This is a genomic window from Corallococcus sp. CA054B, assembly GCF_003611625.1.
GTDB lineage: Bacteria > Myxococcota > Myxococcia > Myxococcales > Myxococcaceae > Corallococcus > Corallococcus coralloides.
Genome location: NZ_RAVY01000177.1, coordinates 1 through 19,559, shown reverse-complemented (window position 1 = coordinate 19,559; position 19,559 = coordinate 1). Strand labels below are relative to the sequence as shown.

The 19,559-nt window shown below is 70.4% G+C and carries 14 protein-coding genes; 9 read left to right on the top strand and 5 right to left on the bottom strand.

Features of this window, described 5'->3' with window-relative positions; genetic code table 11:
- Positions 1–5 precede the first annotated feature (5 nt).
- On the top strand, positions 6–1,808 hold the full coding sequence (locus D7V80_RS31815; protein WP_233585875.1) for an OPT/YSL family transporter: 1,803 nt from the start codon (positions 6–8) through the stop codon (positions 1,806–1,808).
- Positions 1,809–2,062: 254 nt separating this feature from the next.
- A complete protein-coding gene (gene thrS / locus D7V80_RS31810) occupies positions 2,063–3,265 on the top strand; it encodes a threonine--tRNA ligase (RefSeq protein ID WP_120591699.1) in 1,203 nt (400 codons plus the stop codon).
- A gap of 73 nt (positions 3,266–3,338) precedes the next feature.
- Here thrS and D7V80_RS31805 read toward each other — a convergent pair whose 3' ends face one another.
- Entirely contained in the window at positions 3,339–3,758 is a 420-nt protein-coding gene (locus D7V80_RS31805) for a CBS domain-containing protein (RefSeq protein ID WP_120591698.1), read from the bottom strand.
- 216 nt (positions 3,759–3,974) lie between these two features.
- Between D7V80_RS31805 and msrB the strand changes: the two genes are divergently transcribed.
- Positions 3,975–4,397: a peptide-methionine (R)-S-oxide reductase MsrB gene (msrB, locus tag D7V80_RS31800; protein WP_120591697.1), complete on the top strand. Its 423-nt coding sequence runs from the start codon at positions 3,975–3,977 to the stop codon at positions 4,395–4,397.
- 75 nt (positions 4,398–4,472) lie between these two features.
- Here the strand turns inward: msrB and D7V80_RS43110 are convergent, their stop codons facing one another.
- Entirely contained in the window at positions 4,473–5,873 is a 1,401-nt protein-coding gene (locus D7V80_RS43110) for a FadR/GntR family transcriptional regulator (RefSeq protein ID WP_233585874.1), read from the bottom strand.
- A gap of 984 nt (positions 5,874–6,857) precedes the next feature.
- On the opposite strand from D7V80_RS43110, the gene D7V80_RS31790 reads away from it, so the two are divergent.
- Positions 6,858–8,750 carry a glycoside hydrolase family 18 protein gene (locus tag D7V80_RS31790; RefSeq protein WP_120591696.1) on the top strand — a complete coding sequence of 631 codons (1,893 nt, stop codon included), beginning with the start codon at positions 6,858–6,860 and terminating at the stop codon, positions 8,748–8,750.
- An 18-nt stretch (positions 8,751–8,768) separates the two neighbouring features.
- Here D7V80_RS31790 and purL read toward each other — a convergent pair whose 3' ends face one another.
- Complete coding sequence (gene purL, locus D7V80_RS31785; protein ID WP_120591695.1) at positions 8,769–12,665, bottom strand: phosphoribosylformylglycinamidine synthase; 3,897 nt, start codon at positions 12,663–12,665, stop codon at positions 8,769–8,771.
- 366 nt (positions 12,666–13,031) lie between these two features.
- On the opposite strand from purL, the gene D7V80_RS31780 reads away from it, so the two are divergent.
- From D7V80_RS31780 to D7V80_RS31770, 3 genes are all read left to right on the top strand, one after another.
- Complete coding sequence (locus tag D7V80_RS31780) at positions 13,032–14,813, top strand: M4 family metallopeptidase (RefSeq protein ID WP_233585873.1); 1,782 nt, start codon at positions 13,032–13,034, stop codon at positions 14,811–14,813.
- Between the two features lie 130 nt (positions 14,814–14,943).
- On the top strand, positions 14,944–15,501 hold the full coding sequence (locus tag D7V80_RS31775) for a DUF2378 family protein (protein WP_120591693.1): 558 nt from the start codon (positions 14,944–14,946) through the stop codon (positions 15,499–15,501).
- A gap of 13 nt (positions 15,502–15,514) precedes the next feature.
- Positions 15,515–16,609, top strand: coding sequence for a hypothetical protein (locus tag D7V80_RS31770; RefSeq protein WP_120591692.1), 1,095 nt, complete (start codon positions 15,515–15,517; stop codon positions 16,607–16,609).
- Between the two features lie 12 nt (positions 16,610–16,621).
- On the opposite strand, the gene D7V80_RS31765 is transcribed toward D7V80_RS31770, so the two are convergent.
- Together D7V80_RS31765 and D7V80_RS31760 are read right to left on the bottom strand one after the other, a co-directional pair.
- Positions 16,622–17,461, bottom strand: coding sequence for a hypothetical protein (locus D7V80_RS31765; protein WP_120591691.1), 840 nt, complete (start codon positions 17,459–17,461; stop codon positions 16,622–16,624).
- A 168-nt stretch (positions 17,462–17,629) separates the two neighbouring features.
- Positions 17,630–18,067, bottom strand: a complete 438-nt coding sequence (locus D7V80_RS31760) for a DUF2383 domain-containing protein (protein ID WP_120591690.1) — start codon at positions 18,065–18,067, stop codon at positions 17,630–17,632.
- A gap of 153 nt (positions 18,068–18,220) precedes the next feature.
- Between D7V80_RS31760 and xdhC the strand changes: the two genes are divergently transcribed.
- Positions 18,221–19,039, top strand: a complete 819-nt coding sequence (gene xdhC, locus D7V80_RS31755) for a xanthine dehydrogenase accessory protein XdhC (protein WP_120591689.1) — start codon at positions 18,221–18,223, stop codon at positions 19,037–19,039.
- On the top strand, positions 19,036–19,559 hold a 524-nt coding region (locus tag D7V80_RS31750; protein ID WP_147447274.1), incomplete at its 3' end, for a 2Fe-2S iron-sulfur cluster-binding protein. The genes xdhC and D7V80_RS31750, both read left to right, overlap by 4 nt.

Here is a 19,559-nt window from a genome sequence, read left to right as displayed (position 1 = left end):
CCCCCCTGTCCTCCGTGCCCGACGCCGTCGCGCCGCGCTTCCGCTTCCTGCCCGCGGTGGGCACGTGGAAGTACCACCTGCTGCTCGCGTCGGTGGCCATCTTCATCCTGGGCCCGCTGGGCGGCGTGGCCGCGTCGTACATGAACTTCAGCCTGGGCTTCTTCGTCGCCAGCCAGGTGCTGTCCGGCATCCTCGGCAGCGTCGTCACCTACGGCTACGGCGCGGAGGGCAAGCACGGCGCCAACTACATGCAGACGATGGCCGCGTCGGTGGCCTCGCTGTGCGCCATGGCCGTGCTGATCCAAGCCATGGTGTGGCTGGGCATGCCGCAGCCGCCCGCGTGGCAGCTGATGCTCTTCGTGGGCTGCGTGGGCATGTTCGGCGTGGGCGTGGGCATGCTCTACACGCCGCTGCTCGTGGACCGGCTCCAGCTGGACTACCCGTCCGGCTACGCGGTGGCCAACATCCTGCGAGCGCTCACGGACAAGCGCCTGCTCAAGGCCTCCATCGCGAAGCTGGGCGGCGGCACCGGCCTGGGCATCCTGGCCGCGTGGCTCACGGAGAAGTTCGCCGCCATCGCCGCGCTGAGCGTGAGCAGCTCCACGGTGGGCGCCGGCATGGTGGTGGGCAGCCGCATCACCGTGCCCGCCATGCTCATGGGCCTCATCGGCTACGCCCTCTCGCCCTATCTTCAGAGCATCGGGTGGTTGGGGCCGAATGATCCGTACCGGAAGATCGGCTTCCTCATCTCGCTGGCGATGATCTGCGGCGCGGCGCTGGTGGACCTGGCACTGCTCGCGGTGCAGGCGGTGGACCGCATCCGGGGCCGCGCGCAGGCGCCCGCGGACACCGAGCCCGCGTGGAAGAAGGTCAACGTGCCCCGGCTCATCGCCTGGGTGGTGGGCTGGGGCGCGGCCGTCGTCGTGGTGGCCACGCAGGTGCTGCACCAGCCCCCGGGCTTCATCATCTTCGGGCTCGTGCTGTCGCTGCTGTTCGTGCTGATCAACGGCATCGCCTACGGCATCAGCGACAACAACCCCATCTCCAGCGCCTTCGTGGTGTCGGTGCTGCTGATGTCACTCTTGGGCCTGAAGGATCCGCTGGTGGGGCTGATGGCGTCCTCCATCCTGCTCATCTCCACGTCGGTGGGCTGCGACATGCAGCAGGACCGCTCCACCGGGTGGCGCCTGGGCACCAACCGCGTGGTGCAGTTCCGCTACCAGGTGCTGGGCATCTTCATGGGCGCGGTGCTGTGCGTGGTGCTGGCGCGCGTGTTCATGGGCGCGTACCCGGTGCTGTCCGTCAACCAGTTGGATCATCCGGACGTGAAGGTGGCCCAGTGGAGCTCCGCGATGACGTACAAGTTCGTGGGCGCCATCCGCGACCTGGGCACGCTGTCGGCGCACAAGGTGACGGCGCTGCTCGTGGGCCTGTCCATCGGCTTCACGCTGGAGGTCATCCGCAAGGTGGTGCGCCGCCGCCCCGCGTACCAGAGCTACGTGCAGGGTTCGCGCACGGGGTTCGGCGTGGGCTGGGGGATGGACTCGCTGGTGCTGGCCAGCCCCTACGCGCTCGCGTTCGGCGGCTTCATCGCGCTGCCCGCGGCCATCTGGTTCGGCATGGGCGGCATCCTCACGTCCCTCTTCAACACCGTCTCCAAGCGCTTCCGGAAGGAGCCCGCGCCGGGTGAGGCCGTGCTGCCGGAGGACATGAGCACCATGTCGCTGGTGGGCGGCGGCCTCATCGCGGGCGAGTCGCTTTTCTATCTGTTCGTGGGCCTCGCCGGCCTTCTGTCCCTCCTGGGCTGAAGCACCCCGTCCCGGAGCACGGCTTGACTTTCCGTGCATCCGGGAGCACTTCTTGTCCCGTGAACCTCGTCATCCACACCACCGCGACCACGACCACCACCGCTTCGGCGGGCGTGGGTGCGGTGCGCGTGTCGGTGTCCTGACGAGCGCACGGTTTCCCGCCCCGCCGAAGTCCGGCCGGGGCGACCGTGCAACCTCACACGCCCCGTGTCCGGCCCCGGCTGCTTCATCCCGACCGACACACGGAGACGCCAATGCTTGATGAACACGACCACCGCGCGCTGGGCCAGCGCCTGGACCTCTTCCACCTGCAGGAGGAGGCCCCGGGCATGGTGTTCTGGCACCCGCGCGGACTGATGCTGTACCGGCTGCTGGAGGACCACGTCCGCCAGCGCATGCGCGAGGAGGGCTACCGCGAAGTCCGTACGCCGCAGCTGTGCTCCCAGCCGTTGTGGGAGCAGAGCGGCCACTGGGAGAACTTCCGCCAGAACATGTTCTGCATGCCGGAGGGCGACCGGCACCTGGCGCTCAAGCCGGTGAGCTGCCCGGGCCACATCCAGCTCGTGCAGCGCATGGCGCCCAGCCACCGCGACCTGCCCCTGCGCCTGGGGGAGTTCGGGCTGGTGCACCGCAGCGAGCCCAGCGGCGCGCTGCACGGGCTGTTCCGCCTGCGCCAGTTCACGCAGGACGACGGCCACATCTTCTGCGCGGCGGAGCAGGTGGAGGCGGAGGTGGTCCGCTTCGTGCGCTCGCTCAAGGCGTTCTACGCGGGCTTCGGCTTTGACGACGTACAGGTGGCCTTCTCCAGCCGTCCGGCGATGCGCGCGGGCGGTGACGCGCTGTGGGACCAGGCGGAGGCGTGGCTCCAGTCCGCGGCGAAGCAGGCGGGCCTCCAGTACGAGGACCAGCCCGGCGAGGGTGCCTTCTACGGGCCCAAGCTGGAGTTCGTGCTGAAGGACCGGCTGGGCCGTGCGTGGCAGTGCGGCACGATCCAGCTGGACCTGGTGCTGCCGGAGCGCTTCGACCTGCACTACGTCGGCGCGTCCGGAGAGCGCCTGCGCCCGGTGATGCTTCACCGCGCGCTGTTCGGCAGCCTGGAGCGCTTCATCGGCGTGCTGTTGGAGCATCATGGCGGTGCGCTACCGGCGTGGCTCGCGCCCGAGCAGGTGGTGGTGGCCTCCGTGGGAGCGGGGGCCGCCGCGTACGCGGAAAGCCTGGCGGCGCGGCTGCGGCTGGCCGGCTGCCGCGCGCGGGCGGACGTGCGGGACGAGTCCCTGTCGAAGAAGGTCCTGGGCTCGCACGAGGACGGCGTGCCGTTCCTCGCGGTGGTGGGTGGCCGCGAGGTGGAGTCGAAGGGCGTCCGCCTGCGGCAGCGCGACGGTTCGCAGCGCGACCTGCCCTGGGATGACGCCGTGGCGTGGCTGTCCGCCGCGTGCCAGCCGGCCGTGGCGGGCTGAGCGTCCGTTCATGAAGCACCGGCCCGGTGCCCCCTTCCCGCGAAGTGAAGGGGGCGCCGGGCCTTCCGTGGGCTCAGGAGTAGAGGCTCAGGTATTCCAGCGGCTCGCCGGGCCGCAGCAGCGTGAGGGACTCGGAGGCGACGTCGTCCAGGCAGAGGAGCCCCACCGCGTGATGGTCCGCGTCCACGACCACCAGGCGGTTCAGGTGGTGCTGCTCCATCAGGCGCTCGCCGGCCTCCAGCGGCGCGTCCTCCGGACAGGTGACGAGCGGGGCCGTCATCGCCTCGCGCACGGTGGTGACGTCGGGGTCATGGCCGTGGACGGTGGAGCACAGGAAGAGCTCGGAGTCGGTGAGCAGTCCCACCACCCGGCCGTGCTCCGTGACGGGCAGCGCCCCCAGACTGGCGGTGTCCAGCCGTTCAGCGGCGGAACTCAGGCATTCATCCGCGTCGATGGTCTTCACGTCCCTCTGCATCAGCTCCGAAATCCGCATGGGCAGACCTCCTGATGACGCGCGCCCGCGTCCCGGAGCAGTACAACCGGCGCACGGACATCCAACCCATTGCCCTGAAGGCCTGCCGTTTCGTGAGGAGCAGAACCGAGGCGCCGGGCCCCTGCCTATCCGCCTGGTATAGGGTGCGACGCAAAGGCCCACGGTGCATCCAAGGCCGTGCTCCGGGCTCCAGGCCCGAAACGTGGAGGAGGACCCATGGCGGACAAGCTCATTCTTTCCAACGACGAGTGGCGCAAGCGCCTCACCCCCGAGGAGTTCCAGGTGCTGCGTCAGCACGGCACCGAGTACCCGGGAACGGGCTGTTTCCTCGGCACCAAGACGCCGGGCACCTACGTGTGCGCGGGCTGCAACAACCCGCTGTTCAAGGCCGGGACGAAGTTCGAGTCCGGCACCGGCTGGCCGTCCTTCACCCAGACGCTGTCGGAGGACTCGGTCACGGAGATCCGCGACGTGTCGCACGGGATGGTCCGCACCGAGGTCCGCTGCGCGCGCTGCGACGGCCACCTGGGCCACGTGTTCCCGGACGGCCCGCCGCCCACGGGGCTGCGCTACTGCATGAACTCCGTGGCCATGAAGCACGTCCCCGAAGGCAGCCCCATCGAGCTGGTCCGGGCCTGAGCAGCTCGCCGGAAGTTCATTGGCGCCTCCGGCCACGGAGTCACGGCTCGGCCGGAGGCCTCCGGCTGTCGTCGCTCAAGAAGCATCGGGGCCCAGTGACTGACCCACAGAGCCCCGGAGGCGAGCGGCCCACCGGCCCCAAAGAGCCCTGAAGTCCACGAAGCGGCTCGCCCACCTTGCGAACCGCCACGCGGCTGAGTCCGAAGAAGCTGGAGGGTGGAGCCTCGAATCGCCGAAGGCCCCCTCCTGAGACGAGGCCTCAGAACCTGTCCGACAGTCGGGCACCACGGGAAAGGACGCTGCATCGCGGAGAGGTGCAACCCCAAGAGCCCCGGTGGTTGGAGCGGCGCAACAGCCGGGGCCAGGCGCATCCACAAGGGGGAGTGCTCCAAGTGCGGTGTCCGGCTCAACGGATGCTGCCAGGCGGCCAGGTCCACGCGCCTCCAAGCAGGAACGTACCTCCGGCGCCTCGTCCTGCGCGGTGGCTGACGTACGGCGACCGACGTCACCCTCTTCAATGTCGGGGCGTGCCTCCAGCATCTCGGCCTGCGCGGTGGCTGACGGAGGTCGGCCGACGTCCCCCTCTTCAATATCGGGGCGTGCCTCCAGCATCTCGTCCTGCGCGGTGGCTGACGTATGGCGACCGAGGTCACCCTCTTCGACGTAAGGGCGTACCTCCGGCGCATCCTCCAGCCCGGTGGCAGACACGGGCGCAACGACGAGGTCCTCGTGGGTGAGCTGGGCCTCGGGGGATGCAGGCGCCTGGGGAGCAGGGGCGAATGCGTTCAGCACTCGCTCATCGCAAGCCTTCAGCAGCGCCGGCAGCTCGTGCTGAAGCGCCTGCACGTCGCGCTCGTGAAGAATCGCCATCACGCGGAACGCCCACTCGCGCAGCACCTCACCGCCCAGGAGCGGCAGCAGTTGGGCGGCGCCTCCGAGGAATGCCCGCTGCAGGGACTGAACGAGGAGCACGTGCCCGGGACGCGCCGCCACCCGCGCAGCCTGCCGCAGCAACTCGAACTCCACCTGCGCACAGGTGGCCCCCGACTCCCAGCGCGCCGCGTCCTGGAGCTGGAAGCACGTGCTCCTCAGCCGCTCCAGGTCGAGGTCCGACGCCCTCGCGCAGCAGTCGGCCAGCAGCTCCACCAGCACCTGACGCTTGAGGCTGAAGTAGCCCTCCAGGAGCCACCGGGCCTCCGGGTTGCGCGCGTCATGCAGCGCCAGGCCCAGGTTCTCCAACGTCAGCGACTCATCCAGCGCCACCGCGCGCGTCTTGCGTCCGGAGCGCTGCACCACCAGCCCCCGCGCGGCCAGTCGTCGGAGCGCCTCACGAATGGTGCCCCGGCACACCTCATAGCGACGCGCCAGCTTCGCTTCCGAGCCGAATTGCCCGCTCGGGGGCAACCGTCCCAGCGCGATATCGCGCTCGATTTGCGCCTCCACATAGGCCACGAGTCCTCCCCGTCCCATCCCCATCCCCTTCCTCGTCCCAGCATCGCCATCCAACCACAGGGGTCTGACATGGACGCGCGGGTCCACCCTCCGCGTCACTTGCCGGGCGAGCACGCCCCCGGGCCGCATTGGGCGAAAACCTGTCCGACTGTCGGACAAGTTTTGAGGCAACCGGTCTCGGCCGGGCACATCTGGCCGAGCCCTACCTCGGCGTTTGCACACGAATGACTCGCCCCCCGCCGGGCCCGTGCGGCCTCGGGGCATGCCGCGGAAACCTGTCCGTCTGTCGGACAAGCAAACCGTCCTCGTCGCCTGCCGGGCCGGCTCGGCCTGCGCCTCATGCGGCGGAAACATGTCTGACTGTCGGACAGGTTTGGAGGGAACCAGGCCCGGGCGGAGCCTTTGTCCGTGCCCCTCGTTGGCGTTTGTGCTCGCACAACGTCGCTCACCTACCGGGATGGGCTCGTCCTCGGCCAAAAGCCGCGAAAACCTGTCCGACTGTCGGACAAGTTTGGAGTGAGCCGGGCCCGGGTGCAGGAGGCTCCGTCCGTGCTCCATCCTGGTGTCCGCGCACTCATGACGTCGCGCACCTGTAGGCTGGCAGCCTCGGGCCTTGTGTGGGGGAAGCCTGTCCGACTGTCGGACAAGTTTGGAGGGAGCAGGGCCCGCGTGGGGGTCGCTGTCCGTGCATCCACCTTCTCGTCCGCGTACTCACGACGTCGTGGCCCGCCTTGGGGCTCCGCGAGGCTCACGTCCTCGGCTTCATGCGGTGCGAACCTGTCCGACTGTCGGACAGGTCTTGAGGGAACCGGCCCCGGGCGGGGGTCAATGTCCGTGCTCCGTCTTGGCATCCGCGCACTCATGACGTCGCGGCCCATCGCGACGCTCCGTTGGGGTTGAGCGTTCACGGAAGACTTCCGGTCCGGGACTCTTTGACGAACTCCTGGTGGCCTACCTGGTGCCTCGATGCAGGACGCGCCTCCCCTCCCTCTGCGAGGATGGGAGGCCATGCGACGACCTCCAGCCGGACCCTGGGTGCTGCTCACCGCGTTGTTGCTGGGCGGTGTTTCCCAGGGGGCCCCGCCCTCCAAGGCCGCACCGCCCAGGTCTCCCCAGGTGACGTGGCTCTATCAGGACCGGCTGGCTTCGCCCTGGGAGGACCTGACGTGGGCAGGCGCGCACGCGATGAGCGCCACCGTGTCGGGGGCCTCGGGCAGCCACGCCATCTCCGTGACGATGGGCCCCTGGGAGGCGCTGTACTTCGGCCACCCGGGCTTCGAAGTGTCACCGGATGACACGCTGGTGCTGAAGGTGAATGGTGGGAAGGACGGCGCGAACGCAGCGGTGCGCGCGCGCGTCGTCATCGGCTCCGAGCAACCCGTGGGCGTCCCCCTGGGCCCCACCTGCGAGGGCGGCGCCATCCCCGCCAGGAAGTGGACGACCTGCCGCGTGCCGCTGGCGAAGCTGCTGCCCGAAGGCCGCACACGCATCACCGGCCTGTGGCTTCAGGAGGACAGCGGCAAGACGCTGCCGCCGCTCTTCTTCGACGACATTGGCGTCGAGCAGGGCCCCCGGCCAGTGACCATCACGCTGGAATCACCCGCGGTCTTCCTGTCGCCGGGGGCCACGCACGCCTTCCGCGCCACCGTGACGAACAGCAAGGACACGGAGGTGGCCTGGAGCGTGGAGCCCGGGAACGAGCGGGGCACCATCAGCGCCGCTGGCGTCTACACCGCGCCTCGCAAGCCGGGCACGTACCGGGTGATGGCCCGGAGCAAGGCGGACCCGAGCCAGGTGGTCCAGGCCAGCGTGGTGGTGAGTGCATCCCCAGTCGTGAAGGGTCCGCCGGGTCAGGGTGGCAAGTGGGTTTCGGGCTACTACACGGGCTGGAACGCGGACGACTATCCGCCGGAGAAGGTGGACTTCAGCGCGCTCACGCACATCCTCGTGGGCCGCGTCACGCCGAAGGCGGACGGCACGCTGAGCACGAAGTTCGACAACGACCGGGGGCCGGAGATCGCCCGCACGCTGTCGAAGCGCGCGCATGCGGCGGGCCGCAAGGCGCTCATCATGGTGGGCGGCTCCGGTGAGCACGACGGCTGGGTGGGCGCCGCGTCCGACGCGAACCGCGCGAAGTTCGTCCGCTCGCTGCTGAAGGCGATGGACGACTTCGGCTACGACGGGCTGGACCTGGACTGGGAGCCCGTGGAGAAGGAGGACCGGCCGCACCTGCTGGCCCTGGTGAAGGCCCTGCGCGAGGCGCGGCCGAAGATGCTCCTCACCTTCCCCCTCCACTGGATCAACACCAACTTCCCCACCGACGCCGACCCCTGGTTCGCGGAGCTGGCGACGCACTTCGACCAGATGAACCTGATGTCCTACGAGATGATTGGCGCGTGGGACGGCTGGAAGTCCTGGCACACGTCCGCGCTCAAGGGCGAACAGGGGCTGCACCCCACGTCCATCGCGTCCAGCCTGGACCTGTGGGTGAAAGCCGGCATCCCCAAGGCGAAGCTGGGCATCGGCATCCCCTTCTACGGCCTCGCGTGGCGCCACATCACCGGGCCCTACCAGCCCTTCACGAACTGGTCCGACTACGTGGGCGGGGACAACTCGTTCACCTACAAGAAGATCCTCCGCTATTCGAAGCAGGGGAAGTACCAGTGGGACGAGAAGGCCCAGGCCAGCTACGTGACGTTCGCTCCGGACAAGCTCGTGGAGGACGGCACGGTGACGTGGATCTCCTACGACAGCCCGCAGGCCATCGCCGCCAAGGGCGCCTTCGTGAAGCAGGAGGGCTACGGCGGCACCATCATCTGGACGCTCAACCAGGGTTGCACCGATCCGGAGACCGGTGCCAACCCGTTGCTGGACGCCGTGCGGGACGCCTTCCTGAAGTGACGCGAGGCCCTCGTCGCCTCAGCCCAGGGTGACGCGGGCGTTGCGGAACATGCGCATCCAGGGGCCGTCCTCGCCCCACTCCGCCGGGTGCCAGGAGTGCTGCACGGTGCGGTGCACGCGCTCCGGGTGCGGCATGGTGATGGTGAAGCGCCCGTCCTTCGTGGTGACGCCGGCAATGCCGTGCGGCGAGCCGTTGGGGTTGGCCGGGTACTTCGCCGCCACCTGGCCCCGGTTGTCCACCCAGCGCGTCGTCACCAGCCCGGCGGCGTTGAACCGCGCGGCGGCGTCAGCGTTGGCGAACTCCGCCCGCCCCTCGCCGTGCGACACGACGATGAGCATCCGGCTGCCCTCCATGCCCTTGTAGAAGAGCGACGGCGACGGCGCGATTTCAACGGTGCCCAGGCGGGCCTCGAACTGCTCGGACGCGTTGCGCACGAAGCGCGGCCAGCCGTCCGCGCCGGGGATGAGTTCGCGCAGCTGCGCGAACATCTGGCAGCCGTTGCACGCACCCAGGCCGAAGCTGTCCGGCCGCGCGAAGAACTCCGAGAAGGCGTCCCGCGTGCGCGGGTTGAAGAGGATGGACTTCGCCCACCCGCCGCCCGCGCCCAGCACGTCGCCGTAGCTGAAGCCGCCGCACGCCATCACGCCGTGGAAGTCCTTCAGCGACACGCGGCCCGACAGCAGGTCGCTCATGTGCACGTCCACCGCGGTGAAGCCCGCGCGGGTGAACGCCGCCGCCATCTCCTGCTGGCTGTTGACGCCCTGCTCACGCAGCACCGCCACGCGAGGCCGGGCCCCCTTGGCGATGTACGGCGCCGCCACGTCCACCTTCGGGTCGAACGTGAGCCTGGGCGACAGGCCCGGGTCGCCCGCGTCGCACTTCGCGGCGTACTCCTCCTCCGCGCAGGTGGGGTTGTCACGCAGCTTCTGGATCTCGTAGCTCACGCGGGACCAGGTGCGCTTGAGCGCCACCGTCTCCTCCGCGAGCAGCTCCCGGCCGCCGTGCCGCACGCGCACCACCTGCTGGGACGTGGGGCGCCCCAGCTCGTGGACGTGCGCGCCCAGGCCGTGGCGGGTGAAGGCATCACGCACGCGAGCCACGTCGGACGCGCGCACCTGCACCACCGCGCCCAGCTCCTCGTTGAAGAGGGCCGCCACCGCGTCGCCGCCCAGCGGGGCCAGGTCCACGTCCAGACCGCAATGGCCGGCGAAGGCCATCTCCGCGAGCGTGGCCCAGAGGCCGCCGTCGGAGCGGTCGTGGTACGCGAGCAGCACGCCCGCCGCCTGGAGTTCCTGCACCGCCGTGAAGAAGCCCTTCAGCGCCGCCGGGTCGTCCACGTCCGGGCACTCCGGGCCCACCTGCTGGTGCACCTGCGCCAGCACGGACGCCCCCAGCCGCTGCCGGCCCTTCGCGACATCCAACAGCAAGAGGCGCGTGTCCCCCGCCACGTCCACCGGCTGCGGCGTCAGCGTGACGCGCGCGTCCAGCACCGGCGCGAACGCGGTGATGATGAGCGACAGGGGCGCCGTCACCGCCTTCTTCTGGCCGTCCTCCTGCCACTGCGTGCGCATGGACATGGAGTCCTTGCCCACCGGGATGGCGATGCCCAGCGCGGGGCACAGCTCCATGCCCACCGCGTGCACCGCGGCGTAGAGGTTCGCGTCCTCGCCGGGGCTGCCCGCCGCCGCCATCCAGTTCGCGGACAGCTTCACGTCCGACAGCTTCCCGATGCGCGCCGCCGCCAGGTTGGTGAGCGCCTCGCCCACCGCCATGCGCGCGGAGGCCGCCGCGTCCACCAGCGCCACCGGCGTGCGCTCGCCGAGCGCCATCGCCTCGCCTGTGTCGGACATCAGCGACGACAGCGTCACCGCGCAGTCCGCCACAGGCACCTGCCACGGCCCCACCATCTGGTCGCGCGCGGTGTGGCCGCCCACGGAGCGGTCGCCAATGGTGATGAGGAACGACTTGTCCGCCACCGTCGGGTGCGACAGCACCGCGTGCGCCGCGGCCTTCAAGTCACCCGGGAGGCTCAGCGGCGCGTGCTTCAGCGGGCGCGACGCGAACTCGCGGTGCATGCGCGGCGCCTTGCCAAAGAGGACGTCCATGGGCAGCGCGATGGGGGTGTCCCCCAGCTCGCGGTCCGTGAGCGTGAGCACCTGCTCCGCCGTGGCCTCGCCCAGCACGGCGAAGGGGGCGCGCTCGCGCTCGCACAGCGCGGCGAAGCGCGACAGGTCCTCCGGCGCCACGCCCAGGACGTAGCGCTCCTGCGCCTCGTTGCACCAGATTTCCACCGGGGACATGCCCGGCTCGTCGTTGGGCACCTCGCGCAGCTCCAGACGGCCGCCCAGGTCGTTGTCGTGCGCCAGCTCCGGCAGCGCGTTGGACAGGCCGCCCGCGCCCACGTCGTGGATGGAGCGCACGGGGTTCTGGTCGCCCTGCATCCAGCACTGGTCGATGACCTCCTGGCAGCGGCGCTCCATCTCCGCGTTGTCACGCTGCACGGAGGCGAAGTCCAAGTCCGCCGCGCTCGCGCCCTGCGCCATGGACGACGCCGCGCCGCCGCCCAGGCCGATGAGCATCGCCGGGCCGCCCAGCACGATGAGCTTGTCGCCCGCGCGCAGCGGGGCCTTCTTCACGTGGCCCGCGCGGATGTTGCCCAGGCCGCCCGCGAGCATGATGGGCTTGTGGTAGCCGCGCACCTCCACGCCCTCCAGCGTGGGCACGTGCTGCTCGAAGCTGCGGAAGTAGCCGGTGAGGTTGGGCCGGCCGAACTCGTTGTTGAACGCGGCGCCGCCCAGCGGGCCGTCCACCATGATGTCCAACGCGGACACGATGCGGTCCGGCTTGCCGTAGGGCACCTCCCACGGCCGGGCGAAGTCCGGCAGGCGCAGGTGGCTGACGGAGAAGCCGGTGAGCCCCGCCTTGGGCTTCGCGCCGCGCCCGGTGGCGCCCTCGTCGCGGATCTCACCGCCCGCGCCCGTGGCCGCGCCCGGGTACGGCGAGATGGCGGTGGGGTGGTTGTGCGTCTCCACCTTCATCATGATGTGGGCCGGCTCGCGCACGGTGCCCCACTCGCGCCCTTCGCCCTGCGGGAAGAAGCGCTCCACCTCGAAGCCTTCGATGACGGCGGCGTTGTCCTTGTACGCGGACAGCACGCCGCCCGGGCTCTGGGCGTAGGTGTTCTTGATGGCCTGGAACAGCGAGCGCTCGCGCGGCTGGCCATCCACCGTCCATGACGCGTTGAAGATTTTGTGGCGGCAGTGCTCGCTGTTCGCCTGCGCGAACATCATCAACTCCACGTCGGTGGGGTTGCGCTTCAGCTCCGTGAAGCGCGCCACCAGGTAGTCGATTTCGTCCTCCGCCAGCGCCAGGCCCAGCTCGCCGTTGGCCTTCGCCAGCGCCGCGCGGCCTCCGCCCAGCACGTCCACCCGGGTGAGCGGCCGGGGCGAGTCCGTGCGGAACAGCACCTCCGCGCCCTCCAGCCGGGGCAGCACCGCCTGCGTCATCCGGTCGTGCAGCACCGCCTGCACGCCCTCCGCCTCGTTCGCGTCCAACTCCCGGCCGCCGGGGCCGGTGAGGAAGAACGCGATGCCGCGCTCCATGCGGCGCACCTGCGTGAGGCCACAGTGGTGCGCGATGTCCGTCGCCTTGGAGGCCCAGGGCGACACCGTGCCCGGACGCGGCACCACCAGCAGCAGCGTGCCCGTGCGCTCGCGCTTCGCCGTGTGGGGCCCGTACTCCAGCAGGCGCCCCAGCCGCTCCGACTCGTCCTGCGTCAGCGGCGCGGACGCGTCCACGAAGTGCACGAACTCCGAGTAGAGGGTGGCCACCGTAGGCACCCGCTCCCGGCAACGGGCGAGCAGCTTGGCGAGCCTGAATTCGGAGAGGGCCGGAGCCCCGCGCAGCGTGAGCATGAAGGTCCTTGCGAACGGGTGACGGGAGGTAACAGCGGGGCCGTCCTTATCACCGCGCCTCGCGTCACAACGTCCGGAGTTCGTGCCAGGACGCCCGCACAGCACCCAGGTGGGTGAACCACCGCCGACGTGTGCGCTCCTCCGTCCTCAGCCTCATTCCCAACACTCTCAGTCCTTCCGGAATTCGCCTCACAGTTGGGACTCCATGCTTTGCTCGCCAGGCTGCACAGACTCGTTTCGCCACACTGGGGGCATGTCATGACGCGAAAGAACCGCTGGCTCCTCGCCGGCCTGACGTTCACGCTGTCCGCATGTAGTGCGGGAGGTCCTGACGCCGAGGCCCCTTCCGTTCCTTCCGAAGCCCGCATGGGAGACCTGAAGTCGGCGCTGGGAGCACTGCCCGGCGCGGAGGTGCGCGGGGTGCACGCGGACGGCGTACCCCAGTTCATCCAGGGCGCGCTGGGTGCGGCGGGACGGCCCGTCTCCGGTGCCAGCGCCTGGCAGGCGCACGCGCTCCTGGAGCCCACCCTGCTGCGCGTGCTGCCCGCCTTCCGGCTGACGGCGAAGGACGTGGTGCCCAAGCGCATCCACACGGACGAGCTGGGCAATACGCACCTGCGCTACACGCAGACCAAGGGCGGGCTCCCGGTGGTGAACGAGGAGTTCATCATCCACCTGGACGCGCGGGGTCAGGTGTACGCGGTGAACGGCACCGCGCGTGACGGCGAACCCCTTCCGGCCCCCGCCCGCATCGCTCCGGAGGCCGCGAGCGAGGCGGCGCTGGCTGCGTCCCCGGCGGGCAGCAGCGCGGGAGCGCCCCGCGAGGTCTTCGTCCGGCCGACGCCCGAGGACTCCCTGGTCCGCGCCTTCGAGGTGGTGGTGTCCGGACAGGACGCGGACGGCATGCCCCTGCGCGACCGCGTCTACGTGAGCGCGGCGGACGGTCAGGAGGTGCTGCGCGCGCCGGAGATCCACGCCGCGCGCAACCGACAGGTGTGCTCGGTGGGCGGCTCCAACAACGGCACGTGCCGGATTGAAGGCCAGGTGGCCACCGGCGACACGGCCATCGACAAGACGTACGACAACATGGGCCTCTTCTACGACTGCTTCCAGGCGAACTTCGGCCGGGACTCATGGAACGGCACGGGCGGCCAGCTGCTGGCGCAGGTGCACTACGGCACCAGTTACGCGAACGCATACTTCGACGGCGCGAAGCTGGTCTGCGGTGACGGCAGCCTGCCCCAGCTGGGGCAGCCGTGCGAGGACCCGGACATCGTCGTGCACGAGTTCATGCACGGCGTCACCGAGACCACGTCCGACCTCATCTACACCGGCGAGTCCGGCGCGCTCACCGAGTCGCTGTCGGACATCTACGCCGCCACCTGCGGCAGCTGGGCCTCGGGGACCTGGAGCACCGCGACGCCCGTGTGGCACATCGCGGAGACGGCCTGGACGCCCGGCACGTCCGGGGATGCCCTGCGCTACATGAACGACCCTGCGGCGGATGGATACTCCGTCGACTACGCCCCGGAGCTGACCAGCAGCACGGACGTGCACTCCGGCTCCGGCGTGGCCAACCTGGCGTTCAAGCTGATGGCCACCGGCGGCGTGCACCCGCGAGGAAAGACGACGGTGAACGTGCCGGCCATCGGCGTGGAGGCCGCGGCCCACATCTTCTGGTACGCCAACATGAACCTCTTCACCCGCAACACCAACCTCTACGCGGCCAGGACGGCGACGCGGGTGGCGGCGCAGAGCCTGGGCTACAGCACCGCCGTCCAGGACGCGGTGGACGCGGCGTGGACCGCGGTGGGCGTGGGCGTCACGACGACGCCCTCCTGTATCCCGCTGCCCAACAACACCACGGTGTCGCTCATCTCCGGCAACGCGTCGTCGCTGAGGTACTACTGCTTCGACGTGCCCGCGAACACGCCCTCCTCGGTGAGCATCTCCAGCGGCACCGGGGACGTGGACCTCTACACGCGCTTCGGCTTCGCGCCCACGGCGCAGATCTACGACTGCCGCCCCTACCTGACGGGCAACAACGAGACGTGCAACCTGGCGGCGCGGCCCACCGCCGGCCGGCAGTACCTCCTGCTCCGGGGCTACACCGCCTACAGCGGCGTGAGCCTCTCCGTGGCCTGGTGACGCACCTGGCGCTTGCCCTCACCGCGTACCCGCGGTGAGGGTGGGCGCCAGGGGGCTGGCCTCCTCCCGGGCCCTGGGCGAAGAATGGGCGCCCGGGGCCTGTATCGGGTCCCGGCAAGGACGGAGGGCCATGAGGGACGAGCGCGTCATCTTCAGCAGCAGCGTGGACAGCCTGTACCGCAAGGTGCTGGCCCCCTCCCTGACGCCCGAGCTGGTGGACCGGCTGCGCGCGCGGGGGATGAACCTCCACGCCCCGCTGCTCGCCGCGTACCCGCTGGCCGTCTGGGTGGACTGCCTGGCGGACACGGCCCGCACGCTCCACCCCGACCAGCCGGTGGAGCAGGGCCGGCGCCTGATGGGCCGGCGGATGGTGGAGGGCTACGCGCAGACGCTGGTGGGCGGCGCGGTCCTCACGCTGGCGCGCGTGGTGGGGCCCATGCGCTCGCTCGAGCGGATGCAGCACAACTTCCGCAGCGGCAACAACTACACGGAGACGCGGCTCACCGTGCTGGGCCCCGCCCAGGCGGACCTCTGGTTCAACGAACCGGAGGCCCTGGAGGGCTTCGTGGACGGCGTGCTGGAAGAAGGGATGTTGCGCGTGGGAGTCCAGGGCTTCACCCTGCACCGCACCCGCCACTCGCCTGATTCCGCCACCTACCACCTGGAGTGGGCCGACCGGTCCGCCTGACCCCCAAGCCTTCATGTCTTCCATCCTCTCGACGCTGCCCGCCCTCTATCAGGACCTCCTGCCGGACTTCTTCCGCAAGGACGCTCCGACGGAGACGAAGGCCACCTGCTCCAACTGCGCCATGAGCCGCGCCTCCGCGCAGGCCACGGTGGAGTCCGTGGACGGGGCGGAGCACCTGTTCCGGCCGGACACCAAGTGCTGCACGTACCAGCCGCGGCTGCCCAACTACCTCGTGGGCGCGCTCTTGTCGGATGACTCGCCGCAGATGGCGGAGGGGCGCCGGCGCATCGAGGCGAAAATCGATAGCCGCATCGGCGTGAGCCCGCAGTGGGTGAAGCCGCCGGCGAAGTTCAACCACCTGTACAAGAACGCGCACCAGTTCTTCGGCCGCGCGTCGTCGCTGCGCTGCCCGTACTACGCGCTGGAGTCCGGCGGCTGCACCATCTGGGCGTACCGCGAGTCCGTCTGCTCCACGTTCTTCTGCAAGTACGTGGCGGGCCGGGACGGTCAGCGCTTCTGGATGTCGCTCAAGACGTACCTGACGCTGGCGGAGTTCCAGCTGTCTCGCCACGCGCTGCTCCAGCTGATGCCGGAGTTCCTCCTGGACGGGCGCGACAAGGCGGAGGTGGCCACGGCCCCGCTGTCCGTGGAGGACCTGGACGACGCGGCGCCCCCGGCGAAGGTGTACGCCGCGCTCTGGAAGGGCTACGCCGGGATGGAGAAGGACTTCTACCGCGCGTGCTACGACGCCGTGCGCACCGTCACCCGGGACGGGCTGGAGCGGATGCTGGGCCTGGACGGCACCATCGAGCAGAAGGTGCTGGAGAAGCTGCACACCCAGGCCACCGCGCCCACGCTGCCGCGCGTGCTGCGCTTCAACCCGGACGCGACGGTGAAGTGGCTGCCGGACGGCAGCGTGGCGCTGGGCTCGTACAGCGAATACGACGCGGTGGCGCTGCCGGGTGAGGCCTACTCGCTGCTGGTGGAGTTCACCGGCCAGAAGCCCGTGGACGCCGTCCGACAGCACCTGCGCGACCACAAGCAGGCGGACCTGGATCCGGACATCCTCCTGGAGCTGCACCGGCACCGCATCCTCATCGAACCCTGAGAGGGCCGCGCCTCATGGCTGGCCCGCGAAGGCGCCCACGTCGCGCAGCCAGCGGGCGATCTTCTGGGTGCGCTCCCACGCGGGCTCGGCGGCGACCAGGTGCTCCGCCAGCCACGCGCTGAAGGCCGGGTCGCCCGCGCGCAGCCACGCGGCGGACTCGGCCAGCTCATGGGCGGCGGCCTCCCACGCGCGGCGCACGGCGCTGGCCACGGCCATCAGCTCCGCGATGCAGCGGGTGAACACCTCCATGCCCACGGTGACTTCGTTGGCGCTGTCGCCGCAGGACAGGGCCAGCTCGCGCAGGCGGCCCAGGTCCTTGAGCAGCCCCTGCTCCAGGGCCGCGGCGGTGCCCAGCCGGGCCTGGGCGGCGCGCTGGAGCAGCTCCACGTCCTCACAGAGCTGGCGCCAGGCCGTGTCGTCCCCGGCGGGGAAGCCGCCCCGGCGGCGCAGGCGCACGCCCACGGCCTGCCACAGGTTGCAGAAGACGAGCACCTCCTCGACGCTGCGGCGCACGTGCGGGGGGATGTGGTCCAGGAAGTCCACCACGGACGCGCGGGCTTCACGGATGAACGCGTCCCCCCGGGACGTGGCCTCCACCACGCCGCGTGCGAGCTGGAGCACACGCCAGGCCCACTGCAGGGCGCGCTCGGAGGTGGTGAAGAGCACCTCCACGCCGGTGCCCAGGGCCCCCGCGGCGTAGCTGGTGTCGGCGGTCGTCGGGGAGGGAATGGAGGGAGTGCCCTCGGCTTCGGCGCGCACGTCGGACGGGCGGGAAGCCGGTGGTCCCTCGTCCTCGCTGTCGGTGACGGTCCCGGGCCCGTGTGGCCCCGGCACCGTGTGCTCGCGCCTCATGTGCGTCTTCGCCCTCGTTCGCCGGTGGAAGTCCCCTCCTTCCGAATATCGCACGCCCCAGGAATGCCTCCAGACCTGGATGCGGGGACGTGCGATGCGTCACAAGGTGCCCATTCCCGGAGCGCGGATGGGCACCTTGGGATGTCCGGCACTGCGCATCCGATACGCTCAGTGCAGGTTCGGATTGTGCTTCAGCCGGCTGAGCCGATCATGCGTCTGCTTCTGGGCCGGAAGCAGCTGCTGCCGCGCGAAGCTGCGCGCCTCGCCGTGGAGCTTGCTCACGTCGCGGTTGTAGTCCGCCAGGCCGTGGTCCTCGCCCTGCTCCAGGGCGTCGATGGCGGCCTTCTCCCCCAGCAGGTCCGCTCCGCCCTGGACCACCTTGGCGAAGACGCCCCAGATGCCGGAGCTCTCCGACGGACTTCCGCCCAGCTTCTCGATGCGCTCCTTGATGGCGTCGACGCGGGCCTCGTGGTCATGGAGGCAGGCGTCCACCTCCGTCCGGGCGATGTCGCTCTTGATGTGCTTGCTCGCCTGCCGGTAGGTCTCCACGGCGGAGAGCTCACCGCGCAGGAAGGAGTTCAGCGTCTCGATGTCGGTATTGGCCATGACGTCATCTCCTTGATTCCGGTGAATGAAATCGACTGGCGCAAAGGTGGTGTGCCGCATGGGCCCGGCAACGAGCGCTGGCCCCCTCGTCCCCGCGGCAGGCATCCGGAGGGGCGCCGCCCGGACGGCGGCCGTGGCAGACTCACCGGCGGCATGTGGAACTGGGTTCATCAGCTGGCGGAGTGGGCACGGGAGGACACGCCGTTCGCCGTCGTGACGGTGACGGAGTGCAAGGGCAGCACGCCCGCGCCCCCCGGCGCGAAGCTGCTGGTGCGCGCGGACGGCACCTTCCACGGCACCATTGGCGGCGGCCACCTGGAGCAGCTCGTGCTCCAGGACGCCCGCGCGAGTCTGGCCAGGGGCGAGGCACGCACGTTCCGCTATCCGCTGGGCGCGAAGCTGGGCCAGTGCTGTGGAGGAGTCGTGGACGTCTTCGTCGAGCCCGTCAACCACGGGCCCCAGCTGTACCTCTTCGGCGCCGGCCACGTGGGACAGGCGCTGTGCCGCATCCTGGAGGGCACCCCCTTTCGCGTGCACCTGGTGGACGAGCGCGCCGAGTGGGTCCAGTCCCCGCGGGTGCCCTCGGGCGTGGTGCGTCACGAGGAGGCGTGGGACGACTTCGCGGCGCGCGCGGTCTGGGACGAGCAGCGCACCTACGTGGCGGTGATGACGCACCGCCACGACGTGGATCAGGACATCATCGCCTTCGCCATCCAGAAGCCGGCCCGCTACATCGGGCTCATCGGCAGTGACACCAAGTGGGCCCGCTTCCGGCAGCGGCTGGAGGCGAAGGGGATGCCCGCCCGGCAGGTGGGCCGCGTCCAGTGCCCCATGGGGCTGCCTACCGGGGGAAAGTCACCGCAGGAGGTGGCCGTGAGCATCGCGGCAGGGCTGCTCCAGCTGCATCATGGACTGGCCCAGGAAGCAGGCGCTCAGCCAGCGCCCGCGCCCCTGCTATCCTCGGGGGAATGAGCACCCCCTTCGAGTTCCGGCTCAACGGACAGACGGTCCAGGTCGACGACGCGTCGCCCAACACCACCCTGCTGGATTACCTGCGCGCGCGCGGCCTGACGGGCACGAAGCAGGGCTGCGCCGAGGGCGACTGCGGCGCCTGCACCGTGGCCATGGTGGACCGGGACGTGAGCGGCCAGAAGACGCTGCGCGCGTTCAACAGCTGCATCGCGCTGTTGCCCATGGTGGCCGGGCGCGAGCTCGTCACCGTGGAGGGCGTGGGCAGCCGCGCCGAGCCCCACCCCGTGCAGCAGGCCATGGTGAAGCACTACGGCTCGCAGTGCGGCTTCTGCACGCCGGGCTTCGTCGTCTCCATGGTGGAGGCCTACTGTCGCAAGGACGCGGGCTCGCCGGAGGCCATCGCGGATCAACTCTGCGGCAACATCTGCCGCTGTACCGGCTACCGCCCCATCCGCGACGCGATGATGGACGCGCTCGCCACCCGCGACGCGAAGGGCGCGGGCCCCGGGCTCCCCGGTGT